Source organism: Streptococcus sp. 9.1, assembly GCF_016648815.1.
Taxonomy (GTDB): Bacteria; Bacillota; Bacilli; order Lactobacillales; family Streptococcaceae; genus Streptococcus; species Streptococcus salivarius_E.
Genome location: NZ_JACLQS010000003.1, coordinates 43,276 through 64,491 on the forward strand (window position 1 = coordinate 43,276; position 21,216 = coordinate 64,491).

At 36.6% G+C, this 21,216-nt stretch carries 20 protein-coding genes and 1 pseudogene; 8 read left to right on the forward strand and 13 right to left on the reverse strand.

The window, feature by feature from the left end; translation table 11 throughout:
- Nucleotides 1-16: 16 nt before the first annotated feature.
- From H7T93_RS03440 to rpsD, 5 genes are all read left to right on the forward strand, one after another.
- Complete coding sequence (locus H7T93_RS03440; protein ID WP_073686046.1) at nucleotides 17-1,981, forward strand: DHH family phosphoesterase; 1,965 nt, start codon at nucleotides 17-19, stop codon at nucleotides 1,979-1,981.
- Between the two features lies 1 nt (nucleotide 1,982).
- Nucleotides 1,983-2,441 (forward strand): 50S ribosomal protein L9, encoded by a 459-nt coding sequence (rplI, locus tag H7T93_RS03445; protein ID WP_002885729.1) that lies wholly within the window; start codon nucleotides 1,983-1,985, stop codon nucleotides 2,439-2,441.
- Between the two features lie 43 nt (nucleotides 2,442-2,484).
- Nucleotides 2,485-3,846, forward strand: a complete 1,362-nt coding sequence (dnaB, locus tag H7T93_RS03450; protein WP_002892156.1) for a replicative DNA helicase — start codon at nucleotides 2,485-2,487, stop codon at nucleotides 3,844-3,846.
- A 25-nt stretch (nucleotides 3,847-3,871) separates the two neighbouring features.
- Entirely contained in the window at nucleotides 3,872-4,174 is a 303-nt protein-coding gene (locus H7T93_RS03455; RefSeq protein ID WP_002885699.1) for a Veg family protein, read from the forward strand.
- Nucleotides 4,175-4,371: 197 nt separating this feature from the next.
- Nucleotides 4,372-4,983: a 30S ribosomal protein S4 gene (rpsD, locus tag H7T93_RS03460; protein WP_002885833.1), complete on the forward strand. Its 612-nt coding sequence runs from the start codon at nucleotides 4,372-4,374 to the stop codon at nucleotides 4,981-4,983.
- Between the two features lie 210 nt (nucleotides 4,984-5,193).
- Here rpsD and H7T93_RS03465 read toward each other — a convergent pair whose 3' ends face one another.
- Nucleotides 5,194-5,382 (reverse strand): hypothetical protein, encoded by a 189-nt coding sequence (locus tag H7T93_RS03465; protein WP_003095232.1) that lies wholly within the window; start codon nucleotides 5,380-5,382, stop codon nucleotides 5,194-5,196.
- Nucleotides 5,383-5,497: 115 nt separating this feature from the next.
- On the opposite strand from H7T93_RS03465, the gene H7T93_RS03470 reads away from it, so the two are divergent.
- Nucleotides 5,498-5,860: a DUF1304 domain-containing protein gene (locus H7T93_RS03470; protein ID WP_037601225.1), complete on the forward strand. Its 363-nt coding sequence runs from the start codon at nucleotides 5,498-5,500 to the stop codon at nucleotides 5,858-5,860.
- Nucleotides 5,861-5,934: 74 nt separating this feature from the next.
- Here H7T93_RS03470 and H7T93_RS03475 read toward each other — a convergent pair whose 3' ends face one another.
- A complete protein-coding gene (locus H7T93_RS03475; RefSeq protein WP_037601229.1) occupies nucleotides 5,935-6,474 on the reverse strand; it encodes a TetR/AcrR family transcriptional regulator in 540 nt (179 codons plus the stop codon).
- A gap of 128 nt (nucleotides 6,475-6,602) precedes the next feature.
- On the opposite strand from H7T93_RS03475, the gene H7T93_RS03480 reads away from it, so the two are divergent.
- Nucleotides 6,603-8,972, forward strand: a complete 2,370-nt coding sequence (locus tag H7T93_RS03480) for a YhgE/Pip domain-containing protein (RefSeq protein WP_201041623.1) — start codon at nucleotides 6,603-6,605, stop codon at nucleotides 8,970-8,972.
- 37 nt (nucleotides 8,973-9,009) lie between these two features.
- Here the strand turns inward: H7T93_RS03480 and H7T93_RS03485 are convergent, their stop codons facing one another.
- Genes H7T93_RS03485 through H7T93_RS03495 form a run of 3 tightly spaced genes read right to left on the reverse strand, consistent with a single transcriptional unit; the run spans nucleotide 9,010 to nucleotide 10,749 of the window.
- Nucleotides 9,010-9,855 carry a DUF4097 family beta strand repeat-containing protein gene (locus H7T93_RS03485; protein WP_201041624.1) on the reverse strand — a complete coding sequence of 282 codons (846 nt, stop codon included), beginning with the start codon at nucleotides 9,853-9,855 and terminating at the stop codon, nucleotides 9,010-9,012.
- Nucleotides 9,852-10,436 carry a DUF1700 domain-containing protein gene (locus H7T93_RS03490; protein WP_073686043.1) on the reverse strand — a complete coding sequence of 195 codons (585 nt, stop codon included), beginning with the start codon at nucleotides 10,434-10,436 and terminating at the stop codon, nucleotides 9,852-9,854. The genes H7T93_RS03485 and H7T93_RS03490 overlap by 4 nt, the downstream gene beginning before the upstream one ends.
- Entirely contained in the window at nucleotides 10,423-10,749 is a 327-nt protein-coding gene (locus tag H7T93_RS03495) for a PadR family transcriptional regulator (protein WP_175057860.1), read from the reverse strand. Before H7T93_RS03495 ends, H7T93_RS03490 begins: the two co-directional genes overlap by 14 nt.
- A 161-nt stretch (nucleotides 10,750-10,910) precedes the next feature.
- Here H7T93_RS03495 and H7T93_RS03500 point away from each other — a divergent pair, with 161 nt between their 5' ends.
- Nucleotides 10,911-11,519 (forward strand): NUDIX hydrolase, encoded by a 609-nt coding sequence (locus H7T93_RS03500; RefSeq protein ID WP_073686041.1) that lies wholly within the window; start codon nucleotides 10,911-10,913, stop codon nucleotides 11,517-11,519.
- A 233-nt stretch (nucleotides 11,520-11,752) separates the two neighbouring features.
- Here H7T93_RS03500 and H7T93_RS03505 read toward each other — a convergent pair whose 3' ends face one another.
- From H7T93_RS03505 to H7T93_RS03540, 8 genes and pseudogenes are all read right to left on the reverse strand, one after another.
- A complete protein-coding gene (locus H7T93_RS03505) occupies nucleotides 11,753-12,253 on the reverse strand; it encodes a hypothetical protein (protein ID WP_073686040.1) in 501 nt (166 codons plus the stop codon).
- Nucleotides 12,228-13,019 carry a hypothetical protein gene (locus H7T93_RS03510; protein WP_195918083.1) on the reverse strand — a complete coding sequence of 264 codons (792 nt, stop codon included), beginning with the start codon at nucleotides 13,017-13,019 and terminating at the stop codon, nucleotides 12,228-12,230. Before H7T93_RS03510 ends, H7T93_RS03505 begins: the two co-directional genes overlap by 26 nt.
- A 1-nt stretch (nucleotide 13,020) precedes the next feature.
- On the reverse strand, nucleotides 13,021-13,953 hold the full coding sequence (locus H7T93_RS03515; protein WP_049545994.1) for a hypothetical protein: 933 nt from the start codon (nucleotides 13,951-13,953) through the stop codon (nucleotides 13,021-13,023).
- Nucleotides 13,954-14,584: 631 nt separating this feature from the next.
- Nucleotides 14,585-16,525 (reverse strand): hypothetical protein, encoded by a 1,941-nt coding sequence (locus H7T93_RS03520; protein WP_195918084.1) that lies wholly within the window; start codon nucleotides 16,523-16,525, stop codon nucleotides 14,585-14,587.
- The gene (locus H7T93_RS03525) at nucleotides 16,522-18,747 is read right to left on the reverse strand and encodes a glycosyltransferase family 2 protein (RefSeq protein ID WP_175063095.1); all 2,226 of its coding nucleotides are present in this window, start codon (nucleotides 18,745-18,747) and stop codon (nucleotides 16,522-16,524) included. The genes H7T93_RS03520 and H7T93_RS03525 overlap by 4 nt, the downstream gene beginning before the upstream one ends.
- Nucleotides 18,737-19,801: a bifunctional glycosyltransferase family 2/GtrA family protein gene (locus tag H7T93_RS03530; RefSeq protein WP_084915202.1), complete on the reverse strand. Its 1,065-nt coding sequence runs from the start codon at nucleotides 19,799-19,801 to the stop codon at nucleotides 18,737-18,739. The genes H7T93_RS03525 and H7T93_RS03530 overlap by 11 nt, the downstream gene beginning before the upstream one ends.
- Before the next feature lie 102 nt (nucleotides 19,802-19,903).
- Nucleotides 19,904-20,941 (reverse strand): GGDEF domain-containing protein, encoded by a 1,038-nt coding sequence (locus H7T93_RS03535; RefSeq protein ID WP_014635176.1) that lies wholly within the window; start codon nucleotides 20,939-20,941, stop codon nucleotides 19,904-19,906.
- Between the two features lie 21 nt (nucleotides 20,942-20,962).
- A pseudogene (locus H7T93_RS03540) lies at nucleotides 20,963-21,196 on the reverse strand (PfkB family carbohydrate kinase); the annotation flags it as partial.
- Nucleotides 21,197-21,216: the final 20 nt, after the last annotated feature.

Sequence of the window (21,216 nt, forward strand, 5' to 3'; positions counted from 1 at the left end):
GATTAAGAGGTTTTATATGAAAAGATTTCACTTTGCAACGATTCATCTTGTAATGATTGGGCTAATTCTTTTTGGAATTGCTACTATTTTTGTTCGCGTACTAAAATCGGAGTCTGCACTCATTTTTGCGCTTTTTATTATTATGGTAGTAGTTGTTGCCTTATTGCATTACCAAAAGACAACATATGAGTCCTTAGAAATAGAGCAATTAGATGAACTGAATCAGGATGTTGAAGATTCTTTGAAGACCCTTCTCGGAAAGATGCCTGTTGGGGTTATTACTTTTGATGAGAACGATCATATTGAATGGTTCAACCCCTATGCGAAGCTAGTACTTTCGGATGAAAATGGAAATTTCAATAAGCAGTTGATTGCGGATTTTATTTCCCAGAAACGAAAGGGTTCACCTTCGAATGTGATAACCGTTGGTGATAATAAATATGCCGCTTTTGTGGATTTTGACAATAAGTTGACATATTTTATTGACAATGTTTATGATCAAGATGAAAATGCTGATCCAAATATGACTCGTCCTGTTATCGGGATTATTTCAGTTGATAACTACGACGATGTGACGGGAAGTTTACCCGATGCCGATGTTTCAAAAATCAATACATTTGTGGCAGGGTTTATTTCTGAGTTTGCTAAGGCCAAGCATATTCATTATCGACGTATTGAAGGTGATCGTTTTTACTTCTTCACCAACTACAGTGTTTTGACAGAATTCATGGATCAAAAGTTTTCTGTCTTGGATGACTTCCGTCAGCAGGCTCAAGAGCGTGGTTTACCACTGACTTTGAGCATGGGAATTTCGTTCGGTACGCTTAAGCATGATCAAATCGGTCAGGTTGCCTTGCAGAATCTGAACATCGCACTAGTTCGCGGTGGAGATCAAGCTGTTGTCAAGGAAAACGATGATCACAAGGAACTTCTTTATTTTGGAGGAGGTTCTGTCTCAACAGTAAAACGTTCTCGTACAAGAACAAGAGCTATGATGACTGCAATCTCAGATAAGTTGAAAACAGTCGAAAAAGTGTTTGTTGTCGGACATAAGAATCTCGATATGGATGCTCTAGGGGCCACTGTCGGTATGGCTCATTTTGCTAGTCAAATTGTTCGAAAAAGCTATGCTGTTTACGATGATACGGCTATGAATGCAGATATTGAGCGTGCGGTCGAACGCTTAAAAGAAGATGGTCAATCACCTCTTGTTACACTTTCAGAGGCTGAAGAGTTAGTCAACCAACAGTCATTACTAATTATGGTTGACCATTCTAAAATCAATTTAACTTTGTCTAAGGATTTTTATGATCGATTTAATGAAGTTATTGTGGTAGATCATCACCGTCGAGATGACGATTTTCCTGAAAATGCTGTTTTGACCTTTATTGAAAGTGGGGCAAGCTCAGCCTGTGAATTGGTTACGGAGTTGTTGCAATTCCAAGGTGCCCCAGAACGTTTGAGTAAAATCCAAGCCTCTATCCTTATGGCAGGTATCATGCTAGATACTAAAAATTTCTCAACTCGTGTGACTAGTAGAACCTTTGATGTCGCCTCTTATCTACGTAGTTTAGGAAGTGACAGTGGAGAAATCCAAACAATCTCTGCTACTGATTTTGAAGAGTATCGACGTATCAATGAGCTAATTCTAGCAGGTGAACGTATTACAGATGATATCATTGTTGCCTCAGGTGATAATCCTAAATGTTATAATAATGTTGTGATTTCTAAGGCAGCAGATACGATGCTTGCCATGGCAGGTATCGAAGCAACTTTTGTTGTCGCTAGGACAAGCGATTCTACTGTGAATATCTCTGCTCGAAGTCATAAAACGATTAATGTACAACGTATTATGGAGAAAATGGGTGGTGGTGGCCATTTCAACTTAGCTGCCTGCCAATTGCGAGACTGTAGTGTTGCTCAAGCAAAAAATAAATTGATTGAAACTATTATGGGAGAGTTGGCTCCCAAGGAGGACTAAAATGAAAGTTATTTTCTTACAAGACGTTAAAGGTAAAGGTAAAAAAGGCGAAATTAAAGAAGTACCATCAGGTTATGCTCAAAACTTCTTGATTAAAAAGAATCTTGCTAAGGAAGCGACAAACCAAGCTATCGGTGAGTTGAAAGGCAAGCAAAAATCTGAAGAAAAACATGCAGCAGAGTTGTTGGCTGAAGCGAAGCAAGTTAAAGAGCAACTTGAAAAAGAAGAAAATCGTCTTCAATTTACTGAGAAGGTCGGACCAGACGGACGTACTTTTGGTTCAATTACAGCCAAAAAGATTGCAGAAGGACTTCAAAAACAATTTGGTATAAAAGTTGATAAACGTCATATTGAACTTGAACATCCTATTCGTGCGATTGGTCTGATTGAGGTTCCTGTAAAGCTTCATAAAGAAGTTAGCGCACAAATTAAACTTAACATCAAAAATAGTGCTGAGTAATTCGTTGACACTATAAGTAAATCTTGTAAAGGAGGGAATAATTGTGGCAGAGGCTCAAGAATTACGAGTACAACCTCATGATTTAGTAGCGGAACAGTCTGTTCTAGGGGCTATTCTCATTAACCCAGAAAAGTTGATTACAGTTCGAGAATTTATCGAAGCAGACGACTTTTACAAGTATTCCCATCGTGTCATTTTTAAAGCAATGGTAACGCTGTCGGATCGAAATGATGCCATTGATGCCACGACAGTACGTACCATTTTAGATGACCAAGATGACCTCCAAAATATAGGGGGTATTTCTTATCTTGTAGATTTGGTCAATAGTGTCCCAACATCCGCAAATGCTGAGTACTATGCTAAGATTGTGGCTGAGAAAGCCATGCTTCGACGTATTATAAATAGGCTGACAGAGACTGTCAACCAAGCATATGAGGGCGCAACGGAATCTGATGAAATTATTGCGAATGCTGAGAAAGCCTTGGTTGATGTTTCAGAGCATAGTAATCGTAGTGGTTTCCGCAAAATATCTGAAGTTCTTGACGTTAATTTTAATACCTTGGAGATGCGTTCCCAGCAAACATCAGATGTTACTGGATTACCAACAGGTTTCCGTGACCTTGACAAGATTACAACAGGTTTACACCCTGATCAATTAATTATTTTAGCAGCTCGCCCCGCAGTTGGTAAAACAGCCTTTGTGTTGAACATTGCTCAGAATGTTGGCACCAAGCAAAATAAAGCTGTTGCAGTCTTTTCATTAGAGATGGGTGCAGAAAGCTTGGTTGATCGTATGTTGGCAGCTGAAGGGATGATTGATTCTCATGCTTTACGTACAGGTCAATTGACAGAGCAAGATTGGAATAATGTTATGATTGCTCAAGGAGCACTGGCTGAGGCACCGATTTACATAGATGATACCCCTGGTATAAAGATTACTGAGATTCGTGCACGGTCCCGTAAATTGTCACAAGAAGTAGAGGGTGGTCTTGGTCTTATTGTGATTGACTACTTGCAGTTGATTACAGGTACGCGACCAGAAAATCGCCAACAAGAGGTTTCAGATATTTCAAGACAGTTAAAAATCCTGGCCAAGGAGCTCAAAGTTCCTGTAATTGCCTTGAGTCAGTTATCTCGTGGGGTTGAACAACGTCAGGACAAACGTCCAGTCTTATCTGATATCCGTGAGTCAGGATCTATCGAGCAGGATGCCGATATTGTCGCCTTCTTGTATCGTGATGATTACTACCGAAAAGAGGGTGAAGAACCAGAAAATGCGATTGAAGATAATACCATCGAAGTTATCCTAGAAAAAAATCGTGCTGGTGCGCGTGGAACAGTCAAGTTACTATTCCAAAAAGAATACAATAAATTTTCATCGATTGCTCAGTTTGAGGAATCATAATTTTCAGATTTAAGGAGATATATATATGAGTGATGCATTTGCAGATGTTGCTAAGATGAAAAACATCAAGGAAGCTATTAAGTCACATGAAGGTCAGCTAGTAGAATTGACCCTAGAGAATGGGCGTAAACGTGAAAAGAATAAAATTGGTCGATTGACAGAAGTTTATCCATCATTGTTTATTGTTGAATATCAAGACTTCAGTTCCCAAGCAGGAGCTATTAATAATAGTTATGTTGAATCTTACACTTATTCAGATATTTTGACTGAGAAGACTCTCATTCGTTATTTGAGTCCTGAGGAACAAGCTGAAATCGAAAATAAATAAGAAAAAGCCTTTACTTGGGCTTTTTTTCGTGGTAAAATATTTAGGTATGTGAAATAATAGCAGGATAAAATGAAGCTCGTCAACAGGAAGTCGGCTAGAAAAGTAACCTTTGCTGTTTGGGCGAAGTCTTTCTGAACGAATCAGGTTTATCTAAAACGTTATTTCCTAAAAATATTTTTTATAGGAGGACATTATTAATGTCACGTTATACAGGTCCATCATGGAAACAATCACGTCGCCTTGGTTTCTCACTTACAGGCACAGGTAAAGAATTGGCACGTCGTAACTACGTACCAGGTCAACACGGTCCAAACAACCGTTCAAAACTTTCAGAATACGGTTTGCAATTGGCTGAGAAACAAAAACTTCGTTTCTCATACGGTTTGGGTGAAAAACAATTCCGTAACTTGTTCGTACAAGCTACTAAAGTTAAAGGTGGAACACTTGGTTTCAACTTTATGGTTCTTTTGGAACGTCGTCTTGACAACGTTGTTTATCGTCTTGGTCTTGCAACTACTCGTCGTCAAGCACGCCAATTCGTAAACCACGGTCACATCCTTGTTGACGGTAAACGTGTTGATATCCCTTCATACCGCGTTGAAGTTGGTCAAGTAATCTCAGTTCGTGAAAAATCAGCTAAAGTTCCTGCTATCCTTGAAGCAGTAGAAGCTACTATCGGACGTCCAGCATTTGTATCATTCGATGCTGAAAAACTTGAAGGTTCATTGACACGTCTTCCAGAACGTGATGAAATCAACCCAGAAATCAACGAAGCACTTGTCGTTGAATTCTACAACAAAATGCTTTAATTTTAAAATTCATTTTGCAAAAAGCCCGTTATTATGGGCTTTTTTGTTTGTCTTAAATCATTGATTTCTAGGTTTGTTCAGTTACAAGTTCCCTAAAGCTATTTCATAGAATGAGACGGCTTTTTGTTTTCGAATATTAAAAAGCCCCCTAGTCTGATAAAAGTGACTAAGGGATTCGTAACATGATGATAGATGATTTTGAGGTATAAATTATTTATTATCCAATCCGCCTTCAAAATCTGCTGAAACGTTTGAAACGTAGTTGGTGAAGTAGCTTTCAAAATCTTTTTTTAGTTGGTCGTACTCCTCTTCGGAGTAATCTTTATCCTCTATATAAGCCTGAAATCTAGGAATTCCCAAATCTTTTTGGAGACGTTGGATTACTTCTGTCTTTGTCATAAGAACCTCTCTTTCATTCTTTATTTTACCATATTTCAAATTGTATGAAGTAAATATATTGTTTTAAAAGTTTACTTTTGATATACTCTCAAAGTTATTTAAGAAGGAGGCTACTATGTCTATTATTACACTAATCTTAGCTGGGATTGTTGCTTTGGAGCATCTCTATATTATGTATTTGGAAACTTTTGCGACACATTCAGACACGACTAGTCGTGTTTTCAATATGAGTAAAGAAGAACTTCAACGTGATTCTGTTACACACTTATTTAAAAATCAAGGGATTTACAATGGTTTGATTGCGGTATTCCTCTTGTATGGGATTTTCACAAGTAGTCAGCTACTTGTAACTGTTTTTGTACTCAATGTTTTCTTTGCTGCTATTTATGGTGCTATAACTGCAAATAAGAAAATTATTTTAACGCAAGGTGGACCCGCAATCTTGACCTTACTTTCACTTATCATTTCCTTATTTTAAGGATTTTATTGTAAAAGAAAAAGCTGCTTTAACTGTTGAAATGGTTTGCAGCTTTTTATGCTTTTGAAGTTGTTTTATTGTGGAATAAATCGTAGAAGAAAATCTGTCATTTCTCGGGGTGATTCTTTTTTTCCTTTATTTATCCAGGCTTGACAAGCACCAAAAATAGCGTGCGCAAAATAAATACTGGCATAGTCTTTCTCAAATCCTTTTAGAGATCTTTCTTCAGCACTAGGGACAATGAAGTCCTCAGCTATCATACGCTGAAGTTTATGTATTAGAAAATCTTGAATTTCTTTTGATCCATTGGTAGACAATAGAGCTGACAGGAGTTTTTCACGAGTAAGAAATTCAAAGATTTCGAGGAAGGCTCCCTCCTTCTTTCCTTCGTATTTATCGAAGATATACTCTAGTTTATGGAAAAGCTCTTTCTGATAACTATCAATCATTTCATACTTATCTTTGTAGTGGGTATAAAAACTCGAACGGCTAATCCCAGCTGTTTGAACCAGACGAATGGTAGTAATATCATTGAAATCTTGGTTTTTTAAGCATATTACTAAAGCATCTAAAAGAGCTTTTTTAGTTTGAGCTCGCCTTTGATCTTTTGACATACAAATCTCCTTTTATACACTTTTAGACTATGCGTCCAAAAACTAATTGTTTAACATTGATTTTCATGTAAATGAGTTTATAATTGATTATATCATAAAAATAAACACAATGTCTAAAAAGGAGAAATATGTTAGCAGAATTAAAGGCGCTTCTTAAAAGTCCAAAGCTCTGGATAACTATTATTGGTGTCTCATTGATACCCGCTTTATATAATCTAATCTTTTTATCTTCTATGTGGAATCCTTATGGAAATGTAAAGCATCTACCAGTAGCCGTAGTGAACAAAGATAAGAGCGCTAGTTTCCAGAATAAAACTCTAGATATTGGTCATGACATGGTAGACAATATGTCTAAAAATAAAAATCTAGACTATCATTTTGTGACTGAAAATGAAGCCAAAAAAGGAATTGATGATGGTGATTACTATATGGTAATCACTTTTCCAGAAAATCTCTCAAGTAATGCAGCAAGTCTTTTGACAAATGATCCTAAGAAACTTGAAATTTCTTATCAGACAACAGCAGGGCATAGCTTCGTTTCTTCAAAAATGAGCGATTCTGCCATGTCTAAGTTAAAGGATACCGTTTCTAAAAATATTACGTCAACTTATGTTGGAGCTGTCTTTAAGAGTATGTCTCAACTTCAGGGTGGTATGGGAACTGCGGCGAATGGAGCTAGTCAATTATATGCAGGTGCAGGCGCACTTCAGTCTGGGAGTCAGACTTTATCAAGTGGTTTAGGAACTCTTGCTGGTTCTACACAGACATTGGCTACAGGTGTTGATACCTTGAGTTCAGGTGCATCTGCCTATACTTCAGGTGTGTCAACTTTGTCAGGTGCTTTGTCACAGTTAAACGCTAACTCTGAGGCTGTTAATTCTGCTGCAGGTCAATTTGTATCAGGAGCAGATGCTATGAGTACCTTAGTTACTGGTGCAGATTCTTTGTCAACTGCACTCAGTCAAATGGCTACGGCAACAAGTTTATCTGAAGAACAGCAAGCACAGTTGTCAACCTTGTCAACTAATTTAACTGATTTAAATACAGCAATTCAAAATCTTAATACAGCGGTAAGTAACACATCATTACCAAGTGGAACATCAACAACATCAGTAGATACAAGTTCAATAGCGACTTATCTTTCAAATATTTCTTCTGCAGCTAGCTCTATAGCTACAGCTAGTGCAACTGATAAAGCAAATGATTTGGCTGCGGTACAAGGAACAGCTGCTTATCAAAGCTTGACGGCAGATCAACAAGCAGAGATTACATCGGCAATTAGTAATGCAGGATCTACAGCTAGTAGTTATGCTTCAACTATTGCATCTGATGTGTCAAGTATGTCAACTGCTTTATCTAGCTTAACAGGTACGACAACAACTAATATCGGAGATTCAAGTAGTTTAGCTTCTCTACAAACATCTATTTCAGGCATTGCCAGTTCGGCGAATGCACTTCTTCCTGTAGCTTCATCAACGGTATCATCAATGCAAGCTAATATTGCTAATGTCAATTCAGTACTTGTCAATCAATTATCACCAGGAGCAAGTCAAGTGGCTTCAGGTGTGTCAACTGCTCAAAGTACTCTAGCAACAGGTGCAAGCGCACTTTCAACTGGTTTGTCAACTTATACTGGTGCTGTGTCAACAATTGCCAGTGGTGCTCAAACTCTAGATGCTAACAGTAGTAGTTTAATGACTGGTTTTGCTACTCTTCAGAGTGGTACAAGTGCTCTCAATACAGGAGCTCAACAATTAGCAACTGGAGGAAATACCTTAACAAATGGGTTGACAAGTTTGTCAACTAACCTTTCCACATTGTCTGATTCATTAAATAAGGCTAATCAGCAATTATCTCTTGTTTCTGTAAACTCAGACAATGCAAAAATGGTTAGTGCTCCGCTTAAAGAGAAGAAAACTGATAAGGATAAGGTTGACACTAATGGTGTGGGGATGGCTCCATATATGATTTCTGTTTCTCTTATGGTTGTCGCTCTTTCAACTAATGTTATCTTTGCTAAGAGCTTGACAGGAAGAAACTTTACGAGCCGTTTTGATTGGGCTAAGAATAAGTTCTTTATCAATGGTATCATTACGACTATGGCTGCAATTGCCCTTTATATTGCCATTCGATTTGTGGGAGTTGAACCAAATCATCCATTAGCTACATTTGGTATGATTCTCCTTGCAGCATGGACTTTAATGGCGCTCGTTACAGCTCTTGTGGGTTGGGATGATAGATATGGTGCATTTGCTTCTATGATTATGCTCCTTTTGCAGCTAGGTTCTAGTGCAGGAACTTATCCAATTGAACTTAGTCCTAAGTTCTTTAAGGTCGTCCAACCATTCTTACCAATGTCCTACTCCGTATCAGGTCTTCGTCAAACTATTTCAATGACAGGACAGATCTCAGATCAAGTACGTATGTTATTTATTTTCTTACTTATTTTTGTAGTTGTAGGTATTATTATTTATAGACCAAAGTCTGAAAATGAATAAACTAAAGGCCAGCTCTAATGTGAGCTGGCTTTTTATGTTATTCAATAGTTATATCACCGAGGTCTGAGGTAATGGTTAGTGTGTTATCCTTTGAGATCTTAAGGTTATTTGTGATGTCCACCTCTCCTGAATGACTATCGGCTTGAACATTGAGCGTGTAATCTTTAAGAGCTATTTCAATATCACCGGATGTAACATCAAGTTTATTGTGACCATTGAAAATCAGGTTATCTCCAGAGTAATCTCCCATTGCAATAGATAAATCTGAGTTAGTAAAAAGTGTATGATTACTATCAACACTACCAACATCAAGATTAGCTTTTAGGTTGCTGACAATCATTTTAGTAAAAGTTAGGTCCCCTACATTTAGATTGATGTCTGCTTGTTTGATGGTGCTATTACTTAAATCTAGATTTCCAGTTGCTAAATCAACCTTTAAAAAATCAATCGTTTGTTTTTTAGGGAGTGTAATGACAATGGTTTTATTTCTGACTTCCTTGTTGAGAGTAGAAAGCCTTACTAAATCTTTTAATCCGAAAAAGTTAATATTTTTGTTAGAAGTCGAATCTAATTTAGAGTTGTTATCATTGATAGTCAATTGACCATCCTTTACAGATGTGTCAATTGGAGTTTTTGCTTTTTGGTAGTAAGAAAGAGTAGCCTTGTCAACGTTTCCTGTTTTAATAAGTACATTGTAGTTACTACTTTTAATATCAATTTTATTGAAGTCATCAACTTCTTTCTTGACATAATCTTGCTCACTTTTAGTTTGATTTTGTAAATCTGTCAAGCCACCTTGGCTATACCCCCAAGCTACGAATCCTCCTCCTAAAAATAGAGAGATAAGAGACACTCCGAGGATGATCTTTTTCCAAGTTTTCATGATTTTCTTCCTTTCTTGATGAGCCATTTAATTAATAGGGTAATTAGCTTTACAATAAGTTTACAGATTTCAAACGAAATCAAAAGTAGTAAGAGTGCTCCTCCAAACATCAATAGACCTAGACCTCCTCCAAACAGTGTTGAAGCTAGTGAAACACTTAAGAGAGAGAAGCTTGTAAAGAAAGTGTAAATACCACTAATGAGTAAAGCAAAAGTAAGAGCTAAGGCAGTCACTATAACTGCGAAAATAATCATAAGAAGTGTCATTATCATAGCTAAGAAGAATAGTAGAATTGGTAAGGCGACTGGACTGGCTAAAACAGCTAGAATCGCAATCCAAAGGATAGCTGTTTTATTGCGTAAGCTGCTCTTGTCCTCAACAATCTTTTCTTCTAGAAGACGACTAATGACTTCATGTGCGGCTTCCTTAGGTGTACCCAGTTCCGCAATAACCCGAGCTTCATTCTCAGGTCCAGCCTCTTCAAAATATTCCATGAAATATTCTATAGCTTCTTCGTAGTCCTGTTGTGGTAATTTTCGTAGATATTTTGTTAATTTGGCTATATATTCAGTCCTTGTCATGTCTTAATCTCCCTTCTACAATACCATCCAGAGTTTCTTTATAGGTTAACCATTCTTTATTAAGAAATTGAAGTTGCTCTTTTCCCTCCTGGGTAATACTGTAATATTTACGTTTACGCCCTTGATACGCTTGGCTATAGGTGGTCATATAGCCTGCTTTTTCAAGCTTTTTTAAAATAGGATAAAGTGTTGACTCCTTGATATTAGCTACAAGCTTTATGGTTTGACTAATCTCATAGCCATAAGAGTCTTCTCTATCGATAATAGCTAGTATTAGGAACTCTATCAGGATTGACGATGTTGGAAAATACATAGTGTGCTCCTTTGCTTTTAGATATGTATAAAAATTATATATAATTATTTTATATATAGAGTGTATCTCTTTTAGAAAGATATGTCAATATTTTATATATAAAAATTTTACATAATGGGGCTATCTCCTTTTTTATGATAATATGAAATCAAGGAGTTCTTATGACTATTAAAGATAAACTAGCTCATTACGAGCCGAAGCCACTAGGGGAGAAAGGACGCTATGCAGTGCTTTTACCCTTGATATATGATGTAAAAACTGATAAGTATCAAATCCTTTACCAAGTACGAAGTGAGCATATTTCTCAACCAGGTGAGGTCTCTTTTCCTGGTGGCCGTGTCGAAGATGGTGAGACTTTTCAAGAAGCTGCTATACGAGAAACGTGTGAGGAACTAAACTTAAGTCCTGATCAAATTGACATTTGGGGAGAGATTGATTATCTGATTCATCAGGGGAGAACCATCCATTGCTTTGTTGGAAAGATAAATATAGAAAATTGGGAGGATATTCATCCAAATGAAGAGGTGAAACGGTTGTTTACAGTTTATGTTGACACTTTGTTGACAGAGGAACCGATTTATTATAAAGTGACTTCTACCTTGAGTGATGCGAAAGATTTCCCATTTTTCCTGGTAAAAAATAGAGAAAAATACAATTTTGGGTATAGTGAACGTCATATTCCTTTTTACAGAAAATTGACAGAAAACATATGGGGAATGACAGCTATGTTTACACATAGATTTACAGATATTCTGAAAGATTTAGAGTAAAAATAAAAGATCAACGGTAATATGTTGATCTTTTTACTATTAATTAAATTGTTTATTTGCTACCAAAGGAGTGAAATTTATTTCTGGGACATGAGTCTAGAGTATTCCTAAAATGATTTTCAAAATTAATATCGAAGCTTTTAGCTAGGTGGTCAAATTCAGAGTGGACAATGACTTTTTGTTTCGTTTGTGTCATTCCTATGCTAAAAAGAAGGGGAGGTGGATACAGGCAGTTATGCTTTGGTATTATTCTGCCTAAGATTGATGATTCTATTGATATTTCTTAGGGAGTAACCTATGTTGAAGAGAAGGTAAAGCATATAACTATAAATAGTAAAGCTCCAAAAATCTGGGACAATACTGAGACTATAGACAAATAAGACTGTTGCACTAACAAAAATTAAACAGCTACATATTATTGAAAGTAGAGGATATCCTTTTGAAAATAATAGGCTTTCTACGATTAAGGCAAGAGCAGGCAGCAACAGTGTTAGGATGATAATAATAAAAATGAAGCGTTGTGTATCATCTAGTATCAAGTTACCCAATGATTTACCTAGGTAAAAACGAGAATCACTCCCACCAGGGTAAATCAATTCTCTTGTCAAGGGACTAACTAGGATTAGGGTGTCAAATAGTGAGAAAGCCGCCCATCTCCAAATAGGGAAAGACCATTCTTCCTCAGATAATTCGTTCTGAGTTCTTACTTCAGTTACTTCTAATTTGATTGCCATCAATATGTACCTCTTTTGGAAAGTCGTTATTTTGATTTAAGATATACCATCCATCTGGTAGTTCAGAGTTTTTTAGTACTTGTTCTAATTGAGAATGTAAGTCAATTTCTTTAGTCGTGGAACCAGAAGGAAAACTCAATTGGACAGTAAGTTGTTTGTTTCGTAGAGCATCTTTAAGTGAAAAATCATAATAGCCACCTAGCGCTTTAGAATGTCCCCTCTCATAAGTATAGAGCGTCGTGTATGGTACAGGTTCTATCTGAACAATAATATTTTTTAAATCTTTCTCGGTTCTTAAAGCTTCAGAGATATCATTGATAAATTTTTGATTTCTAGGGTTGATTTTAATAGACTTCTTAACAAAGTCGTCCCCATATTCTCTTTCATCAGGTAAAATCTTATATTCACTATTTTGGCGATTAAAATCTGAGTCGCTTTCTGTTGGGCTGGCAATGTAAAGATAGAGTAAATCTTGAATATGGAGAGGAAGTTGAGTATTTACATGTTCTTTTTTGTTATTAATGGTCTCTTGATAATCAATATGGAAAATCAGGTAATGTTTAACCTCATCTTCTTTATTCATACGATAAGTAATTTTATCTGCCCATCCGATACCAGTTATTTGCACCTTTCCTTGAAATCCACGAGTTTTATAAAACCCTTTAATATTTTCTTGAGCATTGTAATAGAAAAAGATAGCAATCATGGTCAATAATAAAATCAAGGGCATAGTAATTTTAAGGTATTTGAAGTTATTTTTTACCATATTAGTTATGACTCTCCTTAACTAGTAGGTTGTAATCTTTTTGACTTTTAACTTCCTCGAGGTGTCCAGTCGTTGTATCAGTACTTGTAAAATACCAATAGATATCCTCCTTATCTGGTGTTAACTTTTTTTGGAGTTTAATGGCATCATCCAAATTAAGTGAATCAGTTGTTACGATAATTAGGCTGACTCTTTTTTTGAGCGATTGGTCACTGTATTCGTTATCGTCTTGATCTTTGTAATCAGCAAAATTTCTTTCTTTGGTCCAGATAAGGGGCATGGAGTTGATAGTGAGGGGATCATCTTTATGACCTACAGAAAAATTATCCTTTGAAAGGAGATAGCGATAAGGTTTAGCAAATCCGTAGTATTGACTGACTTTTGCTGGTTTGGTTTTAGTTGCCTTATGGGTGCGTAAATTGACATAGAATACTTTTTCGTTGTCATAGGATGAAAATTTCACAAACTCATCCCTACCATCGGAGTACATGGTATTATCCATGGAACCAGGATCATCATATCCTAGTTTCTTAGCAAGGTCTAGTACATTAATAGTGTGTCCTTTTCCAGTATCTTTACCAAGCTGATAATAGTGGATAATATCATAATTTTTAGAGTCCTTCTTGTGTTTAGATACTTTATACCTAGATTCTTGGAAGGCTAGATAGGTGCGACCGACGGCTAATTGACTTCTCTCAAGTGCATTTTCATTTCCAAACTTAACACCTAAAACGTTAAAGTTTCCAATTTTGACGTTTTGAAAGGATGTTACAGTAACTTTTTTGTTAGTATAGTCGTAAAGTCTATCGTCTAAGGAATAAGCGGCCTGAATTCTATAACCATAGCGAACGAATGTACCTGTAAGTAGAATGGTTATAAAAATAAGGAGATAAACATGCCACATACGCCATCTAAATGTTTCTATTTTTGTCATAGGAGATCCTCTTTGAGTAATAGAAAAACCATGAAAATCTTATTTTCATGGTTTTTAATTCAATTATTTTACTTCAGTAAGAATCAGAGAAGTTAGTACCGTCTGAAATTAAATATTATCTTGGTCAAAATTATGAGATTTTAGTTGAAATAGAAGAGGTTGATTACTTCGATACGGACTTTAGCAGAGCATCCCATCGACTTTCTTTGGCTGAAATAACTGAAATTGTTAAATATCAAAGTATGGACAATGTTTGAAGCAACTACCAGAAGGCATAGGAAAAGGTGAAAGGGAATATTGGGAAAACAACTATAAAAGAGATAGATAAAGGGCTATTTTGATTGTTCACGAGAACCAAAATCTGATATTGCTTTTGTAGATATGAGATTTTTCTATGCTAGTGTTGAGTGTGTGGAACGTGGATTGTATCTTTTAAGGACCTCGCTTTGTGTGATGAGTAGAGCAGATAATTCAAACGGACTTATCTTAGCTTCCTCTCCAATGTTCAAGAAAGTCTTTTGAGCACTACAAGAGGCGAAGTCACAAACTCCGCCTCCTTCTACATATTTTTTGTTATAATAGAATATTTTATTTGAAATATCAAGACTTATGCTTGATAAAGCTAGAAAACTTACCCTTTTCCAGCAAGAATATCTGATACTTTATACAATCCTGGGGAATATGTCCGACCAAATAGTTTTTTCGTCAAGGCATTAAACGTATAATGGTCATCTAAAATCAAGACTTCGTCATACGTTTTTAAGAGTGCAATAAAGTCATCGTCTGTTAAATTGGAACCATCTCTAGTATCGATATTTTCATTGCCGAGGTAATAACTTGTTGCGCTGTCGCTGTATGATGCCATTAAATCTAAAAATTCTTGGTCAGCCGTCACAAAATTTTCTCTGGCATCAACATTGACATCCCACAGATAATAACGACTAGCATATTGGACAAAATAATTATCTACATTCTCCTTATCTGCTGTTACAACCAAAATTCTATCCGTTGACGAATTACTCTGACTTTCAGTAAACTGATGAATTTCTTTTACGACCTCGTTTGTTTCCTGATTGTTATTGTAAACAATGCTATTATTTTCTGACAAGAACATTCCAATGGCATAAACTGTCAAAACAAGGCTCGCGTATTGGTACAAGTGTTTATTAAATAAGCTCTTGTAAGACCTAGCATTACGTTTACTAATGATTTTTTCATACAGACACTTGTCCATTACCCATGCTAAAGCCATGGTCAAACAACCAAAAGCAAAGATAACGATGCTCGAAGCATAGCGCTCAAATCCTGCTAATTCTAACGCTTCATCAGTCGGCATTGCTGTCAGATACATGAGTAAAATGCCAATATAGTAAGTCACAATCGAAATATCAACAAATCCCCAAGTCAACAAGACAAATTTCTTATATTTCAAACGAATGCCAATCACAATAAAGGCAATCAGCATAATCAGATTGATTATCAAAATTCCATTGCTTGCCAAACTGTCAAACGTAAACACCGATTTGACAAAAAGAGTGATAATTTTTTGTGGGTCGCCTGACAGATTTCCAGTCAATACCTGACCAAGTTCTGACATGGACACCGCATGCTTGGCACTTGAGGCATTTGGGAAATTATCCGTCACATGCTTTTGCCAAATAACAAAAGGAAGACAGCTGACTAGCAAGGTCATTATGAGCAGCACTAGTGCTTTTAAACGTGCTCTTTTACGAACAAGTAAACGCACAATACAAACCACATAAACTACTAAAACGAGAGCGACAAAGAAAAGTCCACTTACTTTGACGATACTTAATAATCCAAGAATTACCGCCGTATTTAGTGACAAAAACCAGAAACGATTACGATAGACAAAACAACCTGCTATGGCTGCCAAGGCCAAGGCCGGAAGCAGAAAATCAACCAGCAAATTATTTAATCGAATAGCAACGTTGAACGTATTAAAAACAGCAAACGAAGCAAAAATCATGCTAACCATTAAGACACGTCGATCATCACGAAGTGCCGCAAACATGGCATAAAGACTGGAAGCAATCAAGAAGAATTGCCCGACCAACATACTACCTTCTGAAAAGCCTACGATAGTCGTGAAAAAATAAATGAAAAGTGAACTTCCAACAGGATAGGTATAATAACTAATAATCGTATCCTGCTGTGTTGGCAAAGCATTATTGATATGGAAAAATTTTACAATCGTTGCCCAATGCGTAAAATTATCATAATGTAAAAGCGGTGAATGCCAGAGCGTTATTCCAAACAAAAGCAAATAAGCCATCATTCCAAGCGCAATATAATCAAGTCTCCTAAAGCGATATTTCTTTTTCCATACCGCCCAAAGATAATAAAGACTCAAAAGACAGCCCAAAACAGAAATGGCATACACGGTCTGCAACATAAAGCCTAACAAACTACCAAGGTACAATACCAATGTAATGACTGAAAATGTAAACACCCATGTCAGACTGCGATTCATCTTCACAGTATTACGGAAAAAGGCATTGTACCCCATGGTAATCACAAAGAACAACAGTAATCTAGCAATACTAATCATACTCTCCCTCTCCATTCATTTGCTAAGGCTTTAAAAGCAGGTAAGCTATCCAAATCCGCTAAATTGGTAACTCGATAAAGCGATTCGTCTCTATCAATATCATAGGACACAAAAGTCAACTGAATTGGCAAATCTTTGTAGGTAAATGCGACATTCGGTCCTTTTTTAGGATTTGTCAATTTTCCAGAAAATGTCATGTAATAATAATCTGTCTTTCTAAGCTGGCATTTTTTTCCAGCAACCTGAACCTCTTCATTAACACGAACTTTCGGAAAAGCTACTTGGTCATAGGCTGAAACAGGACGTTCATTATTTTGGAAACGTTGACTAAAGTTCTCAAATAAATCATCCCATGTTGTCATCCAAGGGTCTTTTTCCTTCGGAAGATTGTGATTAATGCGGTCATAAATGTACTGATAAAATTCGCGCTTATCAGCTTCAGGAATTTCTGAAAATTGAACGCCGTAGCGCCAACCATTATCAATCGCAAAAACACGAACAACATGACCTTTTACCCTCGCATGGTAATCACGTGATTGCAAATTAAGCGTCAGTTCTTTTTCTTTCGGCAAATACAATGGTAAATCCGTATAGAATGAAATCCCCGTTTCTGAAATATCACAGACTCTCACTTGGTAAGAATCATCATCAACCTCAATAACCATAGCTTCATCAACAGTAAAACGCTCACTTGAGCGATAAATCGGACGACCAAGCGCACAGAAAATCGCAAAGGTCAAATTGATGATATGATAAATCAACCAAAAACTGATAATACTTCCATAAAAAAGCTCTGAACCAAATTTTCCATAGTTAAAAGTCACCAACCCATAAACGGCTAATCCCCATAAAACAAGATAAGGAAGCGCATAAAGGTACAACGTCCACGACGTATCATTTCCCTTACGTGTCACCTTAAATTTTTTTTCGCTAATGCCAAAGGACTCCAACATCATGGGAATAAACAAATACGGAGCAAAAATCGTTTCCACAATTTCTCCCCAAACCTGTGTTCGGTATTGTTTTGAGACTTCTCGCATTGACAAGTGTGTCAATGCGTAACTTGGCAACCAGAATAGGAACAGTAGCCAGATATTTGACACCACCACACGCACATGGAAAACCGTATATAAAATCGGTGCCAAGATATACAATAACCGTCTAAAGAAAGACCACCAATAAAGATAGCCATTAATATAAACAATTCTTTGCCCCTTTGTCAATTTGGGATTAAAGAAGATATTCATATTGTAGCTACTGCGAATAACGCCACGTCCCCAGCGCGCGCGCTGTTTGATGACACTCTTCAAATCTGTTGGCGTTAACCCGCTAGCCATTGGACTTTTCGTCGAATAATTTACATAACCAGCCGCATTCATCCGAACACCTAGCTCGAAATCCTCCGTAATGGTATCTGTCGGAAAACCACCAACATCTTCAATCGCCTTGCGGAAAATAAGCGTATTAGACCCCGTATAAACCGCTGCACCGTGCGAATTATTGCAAACATTAATTTCTTTGGAAAAGAAATCTTGTTCGTTTGGTAAGGTTGATTCTGAAAACAAGTTAAATTGGAAAATATCAGCATTGTAAAAACTTTGTGGCGTTTGAATCAAACCAACTTTTGACTTATCATAATCGTCACCATTTTCATAAGCCTCAACTTGTTCAACAAAATAAGGCACAGTTTCCAACAGGAATTCACGATAAGGAATCATATCCGCATCAAATGTCGCCACCAAAGGTGATGACGTCTGACGTAAAGCATTATTGTAGTTTCCTGATTTGGCATCTTTATTATCCGCCAAACCAAAATAACCAACACCAAGCTCATCAGCCAATTTGGCAACTTCTAGACGATTGGTATCATCACAGACGTAGATATGCACCTTAGACTTATCAGGATATTCCATAAAAGTACAGGCATTAATCGTCTTATAAAGCAACTCTGGATCCTCATTATGCGTTGCAATCAAAACATCCACATCTGGGTAACGCTCCTTAGCAATCTCAGGCTTTTTAAGCTCAAAGTCCTTTTGCTTATTCCAAATGAGAATGTAGCCTGTAATGGCTGAAACTACCTCACTTCCCCACAATAAAATCCCAAAGATCAGCGCAAACCATGAATCATGCCACGGAATAGTCGCCACCAAACGCCAAGTTAAATAAAAGGCAGTCGTTACAAATGCAACGAAATAGAGTATCCTCTTACTAGTCTTCATTCTCACCTCCACTAAAAATCAAATGTTTTTGCACAAAATAACTGACAAAGAAAAGTGTACCGTCAACTAAAATCTTCACCAATGAAATTGGCAGCGTCGTCAAGGCATTTCCTAGAACTGTTACCAATAAACTTGACAAAACAATCTGTACTACCACCAAAGTGAAGTATTTTATCGCACTATTTGATTGACCTCGTTTAAAGACCACCTTATGATTCAAGGTGAAATTAACAACAGATGATATCGCACGCGCTAAAATCGAAGCTAACGTCACCGCACTAAAACTCAATCCATTAAACAAAGAAATTAAAATCGTAAAAGCAACAATATCAACCAAGAAGGAAAACAATGCTGAAAAAATGTACTTGAAGAAAACCTTGTAAATTCTAATCGAGTCACGAATCGCATCAAAATGCGACGACTGATTTTCATCCAAATAAATCGTTGCAATGCCAACTTCACAAATCAGAATATTGTCCTCTTTTGCCTCAAGTAACATATTCATCTCAAATTCATACCGTTCACCCTCCACGGTTAAGAGTTTTGGCAACCATGACATAGGAATCACACGAAGCCCCGTTTGCGTATCAGAAACGTTCATACCTGTCATAGCCCCCAAGACGTCTCTTGTCAATAAATTTCCAAATTTACTACGTAAAGGAACAGATTTTTCAAATGTTCTAACACCCAGCACCAAACTATCAGGATGTTGCAAAAATTCAGCCAAACATTTCATCATGTCTTCGTAGGTATGTTGACCATCAGAATCAATCGTCACAATTCCTTTGGCATTAGGAAAATTGTCCAAAATATATGAAATAGCCGTTTTTAAAGCACGACCTTTTCCTTTATTATCATCATGTCTTTGCAAATGACATGCATAGTCACTCTGCGCTATTGCAAATAACGGTGCAAAATCAGCTCCACTACCGTCATCGACTAGAATAATGTCAAACATTTGATTTTCCTTATCCCGAATATTTTTCAAAAGTTCCAACAAACGGTCATCAGGTTCATAGGCAGGAATGACAATAACAACATCTTGAAACATCATCGACGTTCTCCTTTCTGACTTTTATTTTCGTACATTTTCTTATCAGCTATTGCAAATAACGGTGCAAAATCAGCTCCACTACCGTCATCGACTAGAATAATGTCAAACATTTGATTTTCCTTTCTGACTTTTATTTTCGTACATTTTCTTATCAGCTATTGCAAAAAAATCAACGAAGTTTTTATGTGATTGATAAGAGTCCGTATAAGCACCTAAAGATGCTGTAATCCCCATATCTTTGAGAGTCATTTCTGCTTGAACAAGTTTTATTAAAAATTCAGCTTGATTTTCAGAAACTCCAGGGAGTAAAACCGCAAATTCATCTCCACCTAACCTTGCTATTACAGCACTTTCAGGCATTATCTTCGTTAAAATATCACCAAATTCAATTAGAATCTTATCTCCCGTAGCATGTCCAAAGGTATCATTTGCTTCCTTGAATTTATCCAAATCAGATATAATAACCGTAATTTGTTCTTCTTTACGTGTCAGACATTCCTCAAAAGCAAGCTCAATATATCGTCGATTATGAACCCGTGTTAAAACATCTTCGTATGCCATCCTCTGTATTTCAAGTTCATGAAGTCTCTGCTCTGTAACATCAAGAACAAAACAAAAAACACCAATCACTTTTTGGCGATTGTTATAAATGGGAGAATACATATTTTGCCAGTAAAGCGTTTTGTCGCCTGTCTTAATAGTATCCATAAATATAAATGTTTCACCCTTTTTCGCACGATCAACATTTGCTTTTAAACGCGCAGCATCTTCACTATTAAGATAATTCATTGGAAAGTCACCAATTTTGGGAGTGAAATAAAAGATTTCTTCCATGAGCCGAATATCATTCTTATTAACCGCAATAAAACGATAATCTAAGTCTACAGCATAGACGTTAATAAGTTTCGAACTCTGTAAGATAAAGTGGGATAGCATATGCTGTCTTCGATTAAGGTAAGATGCTAGGGTCCAAAGAACTAGTATTCCTATAAAGATTGCTAAAACGATGGGATTATCATGGTCAATCAAAACATCATCATACACTAAGCGCATTAATAACATTAACGCAGCAAAAATACTTAAGTATGTTAACAATCTTTGATGCTTGATTAAAAAATCACTTACTTTTCCTAATACCATTACAGTCTCACCATTCTAAGTAGTTTTAATACCTTCAGCATCCAAACTGTCTGTAACAAAACGTCCTGTAAAACCACCGATGAAGCCCGTAGCAGTATTGTCAATTCCTAAACGTTGTAGAATACGGCTGACATTAATACCCTTACCGCCAGCGAATTTATCATCACTCTCTATTCGGTTAACTTCACCAATCTCTACCTTGTCGATACGAACAATGAAGTCGATTGATGGGTTTAGCGTCACAGTATAAATCATACTTCAATAACCCTCGTTTT

Excerpts from the sequence above, each read along its gene's own strand:
- H7T93_RS03520 (WP_195918084.1), bottom strand. The coding sequence starts at position 16,525 with ATGATTAGTATTGCTAGATTACTGTTGTTCTTTGTGATTACCATGGGG.
- H7T93_RS03495 (WP_175057860.1), bottom strand. The coding sequence starts at position 10,749 with ATGTATTTTCCAACATCGTCAATCCTGATAGAGTTCCTAATACTAGCT.
- H7T93_RS03530 (WP_084915202.1), bottom strand. The coding sequence starts at position 19,801 with ATGATGTTTCAAGATGTTGTTATTGTCATTCCTGCCTATGAACCTGAT.
- H7T93_RS03440 (WP_073686046.1), top strand. The coding sequence starts at position 17 with ATGAAAAGATTTCACTTTGCAACGATTCATCTTGTAATGATTGGGCTA.
- H7T93_RS03465 (WP_003095232.1), bottom strand. The coding sequence starts at position 5,382 with ATGACAAAGACAGAAGTAATCCAACGTCTCCAAAAAGATTTGGGAATT.
- H7T93_RS03455 (WP_002885699.1), top strand. The coding sequence starts at position 3,872 with ATGAGTGATGCATTTGCAGATGTTGCTAAGATGAAAAACATCAAGGAA.
- H7T93_RS03470 (WP_037601225.1), top strand. The coding sequence starts at position 5,498 with ATGTCTATTATTACACTAATCTTAGCTGGGATTGTTGCTTTGGAGCAT.
- H7T93_RS03480 (WP_201041623.1), top strand. The coding sequence starts at position 6,603 with ATGTTAGCAGAATTAAAGGCGCTTCTTAAAAGTCCAAAGCTCTGGATA.
- H7T93_RS03505 (WP_073686040.1), bottom strand. The coding sequence starts at position 12,253 with ATGGCAATCAAATTAGAAGTAACTGAAGTAAGAACTCAGAACGAATTA.
- H7T93_RS03510 (WP_195918083.1), bottom strand. The coding sequence starts at position 13,019 with ATGGTAAAAAATAACTTCAAATACCTTAAAATTACTATGCCCTTGATT.
- H7T93_RS03535 (WP_014635176.1), bottom strand. The coding sequence starts at position 20,941 with ATGGTATTAGGAAAAGTAAGTGATTTTTTAATCAAGCATCAAAGATTG.
- rpsD (WP_002885833.1), top strand. The coding sequence starts at position 4,372 with ATGTCACGTTATACAGGTCCATCATGGAAACAATCACGTCGCCTTGGT.
- H7T93_RS03525 (WP_175063095.1), bottom strand. The coding sequence starts at position 18,747 with ATGAAGACTAGTAAGAGGATACTCTATTTCGTTGCATTTGTAACGACT.
- H7T93_RS03485 (WP_201041624.1), bottom strand. The coding sequence starts at position 9,855 with ATGAAAACTTGGAAAAAGATCATCCTCGGAGTGTCTCTTATCTCTCTA.
- H7T93_RS03490 (WP_073686043.1), bottom strand. The coding sequence starts at position 10,436 with ATGACAAGGACTGAATATATAGCCAAATTAACAAAATATCTACGAAAA.
- H7T93_RS03500 (WP_073686041.1), top strand. The coding sequence starts at position 10,911 with ATGACTATTAAAGATAAACTAGCTCATTACGAGCCGAAGCCACTAGGG.
- H7T93_RS03475 (WP_037601229.1), bottom strand. The coding sequence starts at position 6,474 with ATGTCAAAAGATCAAAGGCGAGCTCAAACTAAAAAAGCTCTTTTAGAT.
- rplI (WP_002885729.1), top strand. The coding sequence starts at position 1,983 with ATGAAAGTTATTTTCTTACAAGACGTTAAAGGTAAAGGTAAAAAAGGC.
- H7T93_RS03515 (WP_049545994.1), bottom strand. The coding sequence starts at position 13,953 with ATGACAAAAATAGAAACATTTAGATGGCGTATGTGGCATGTTTATCTC.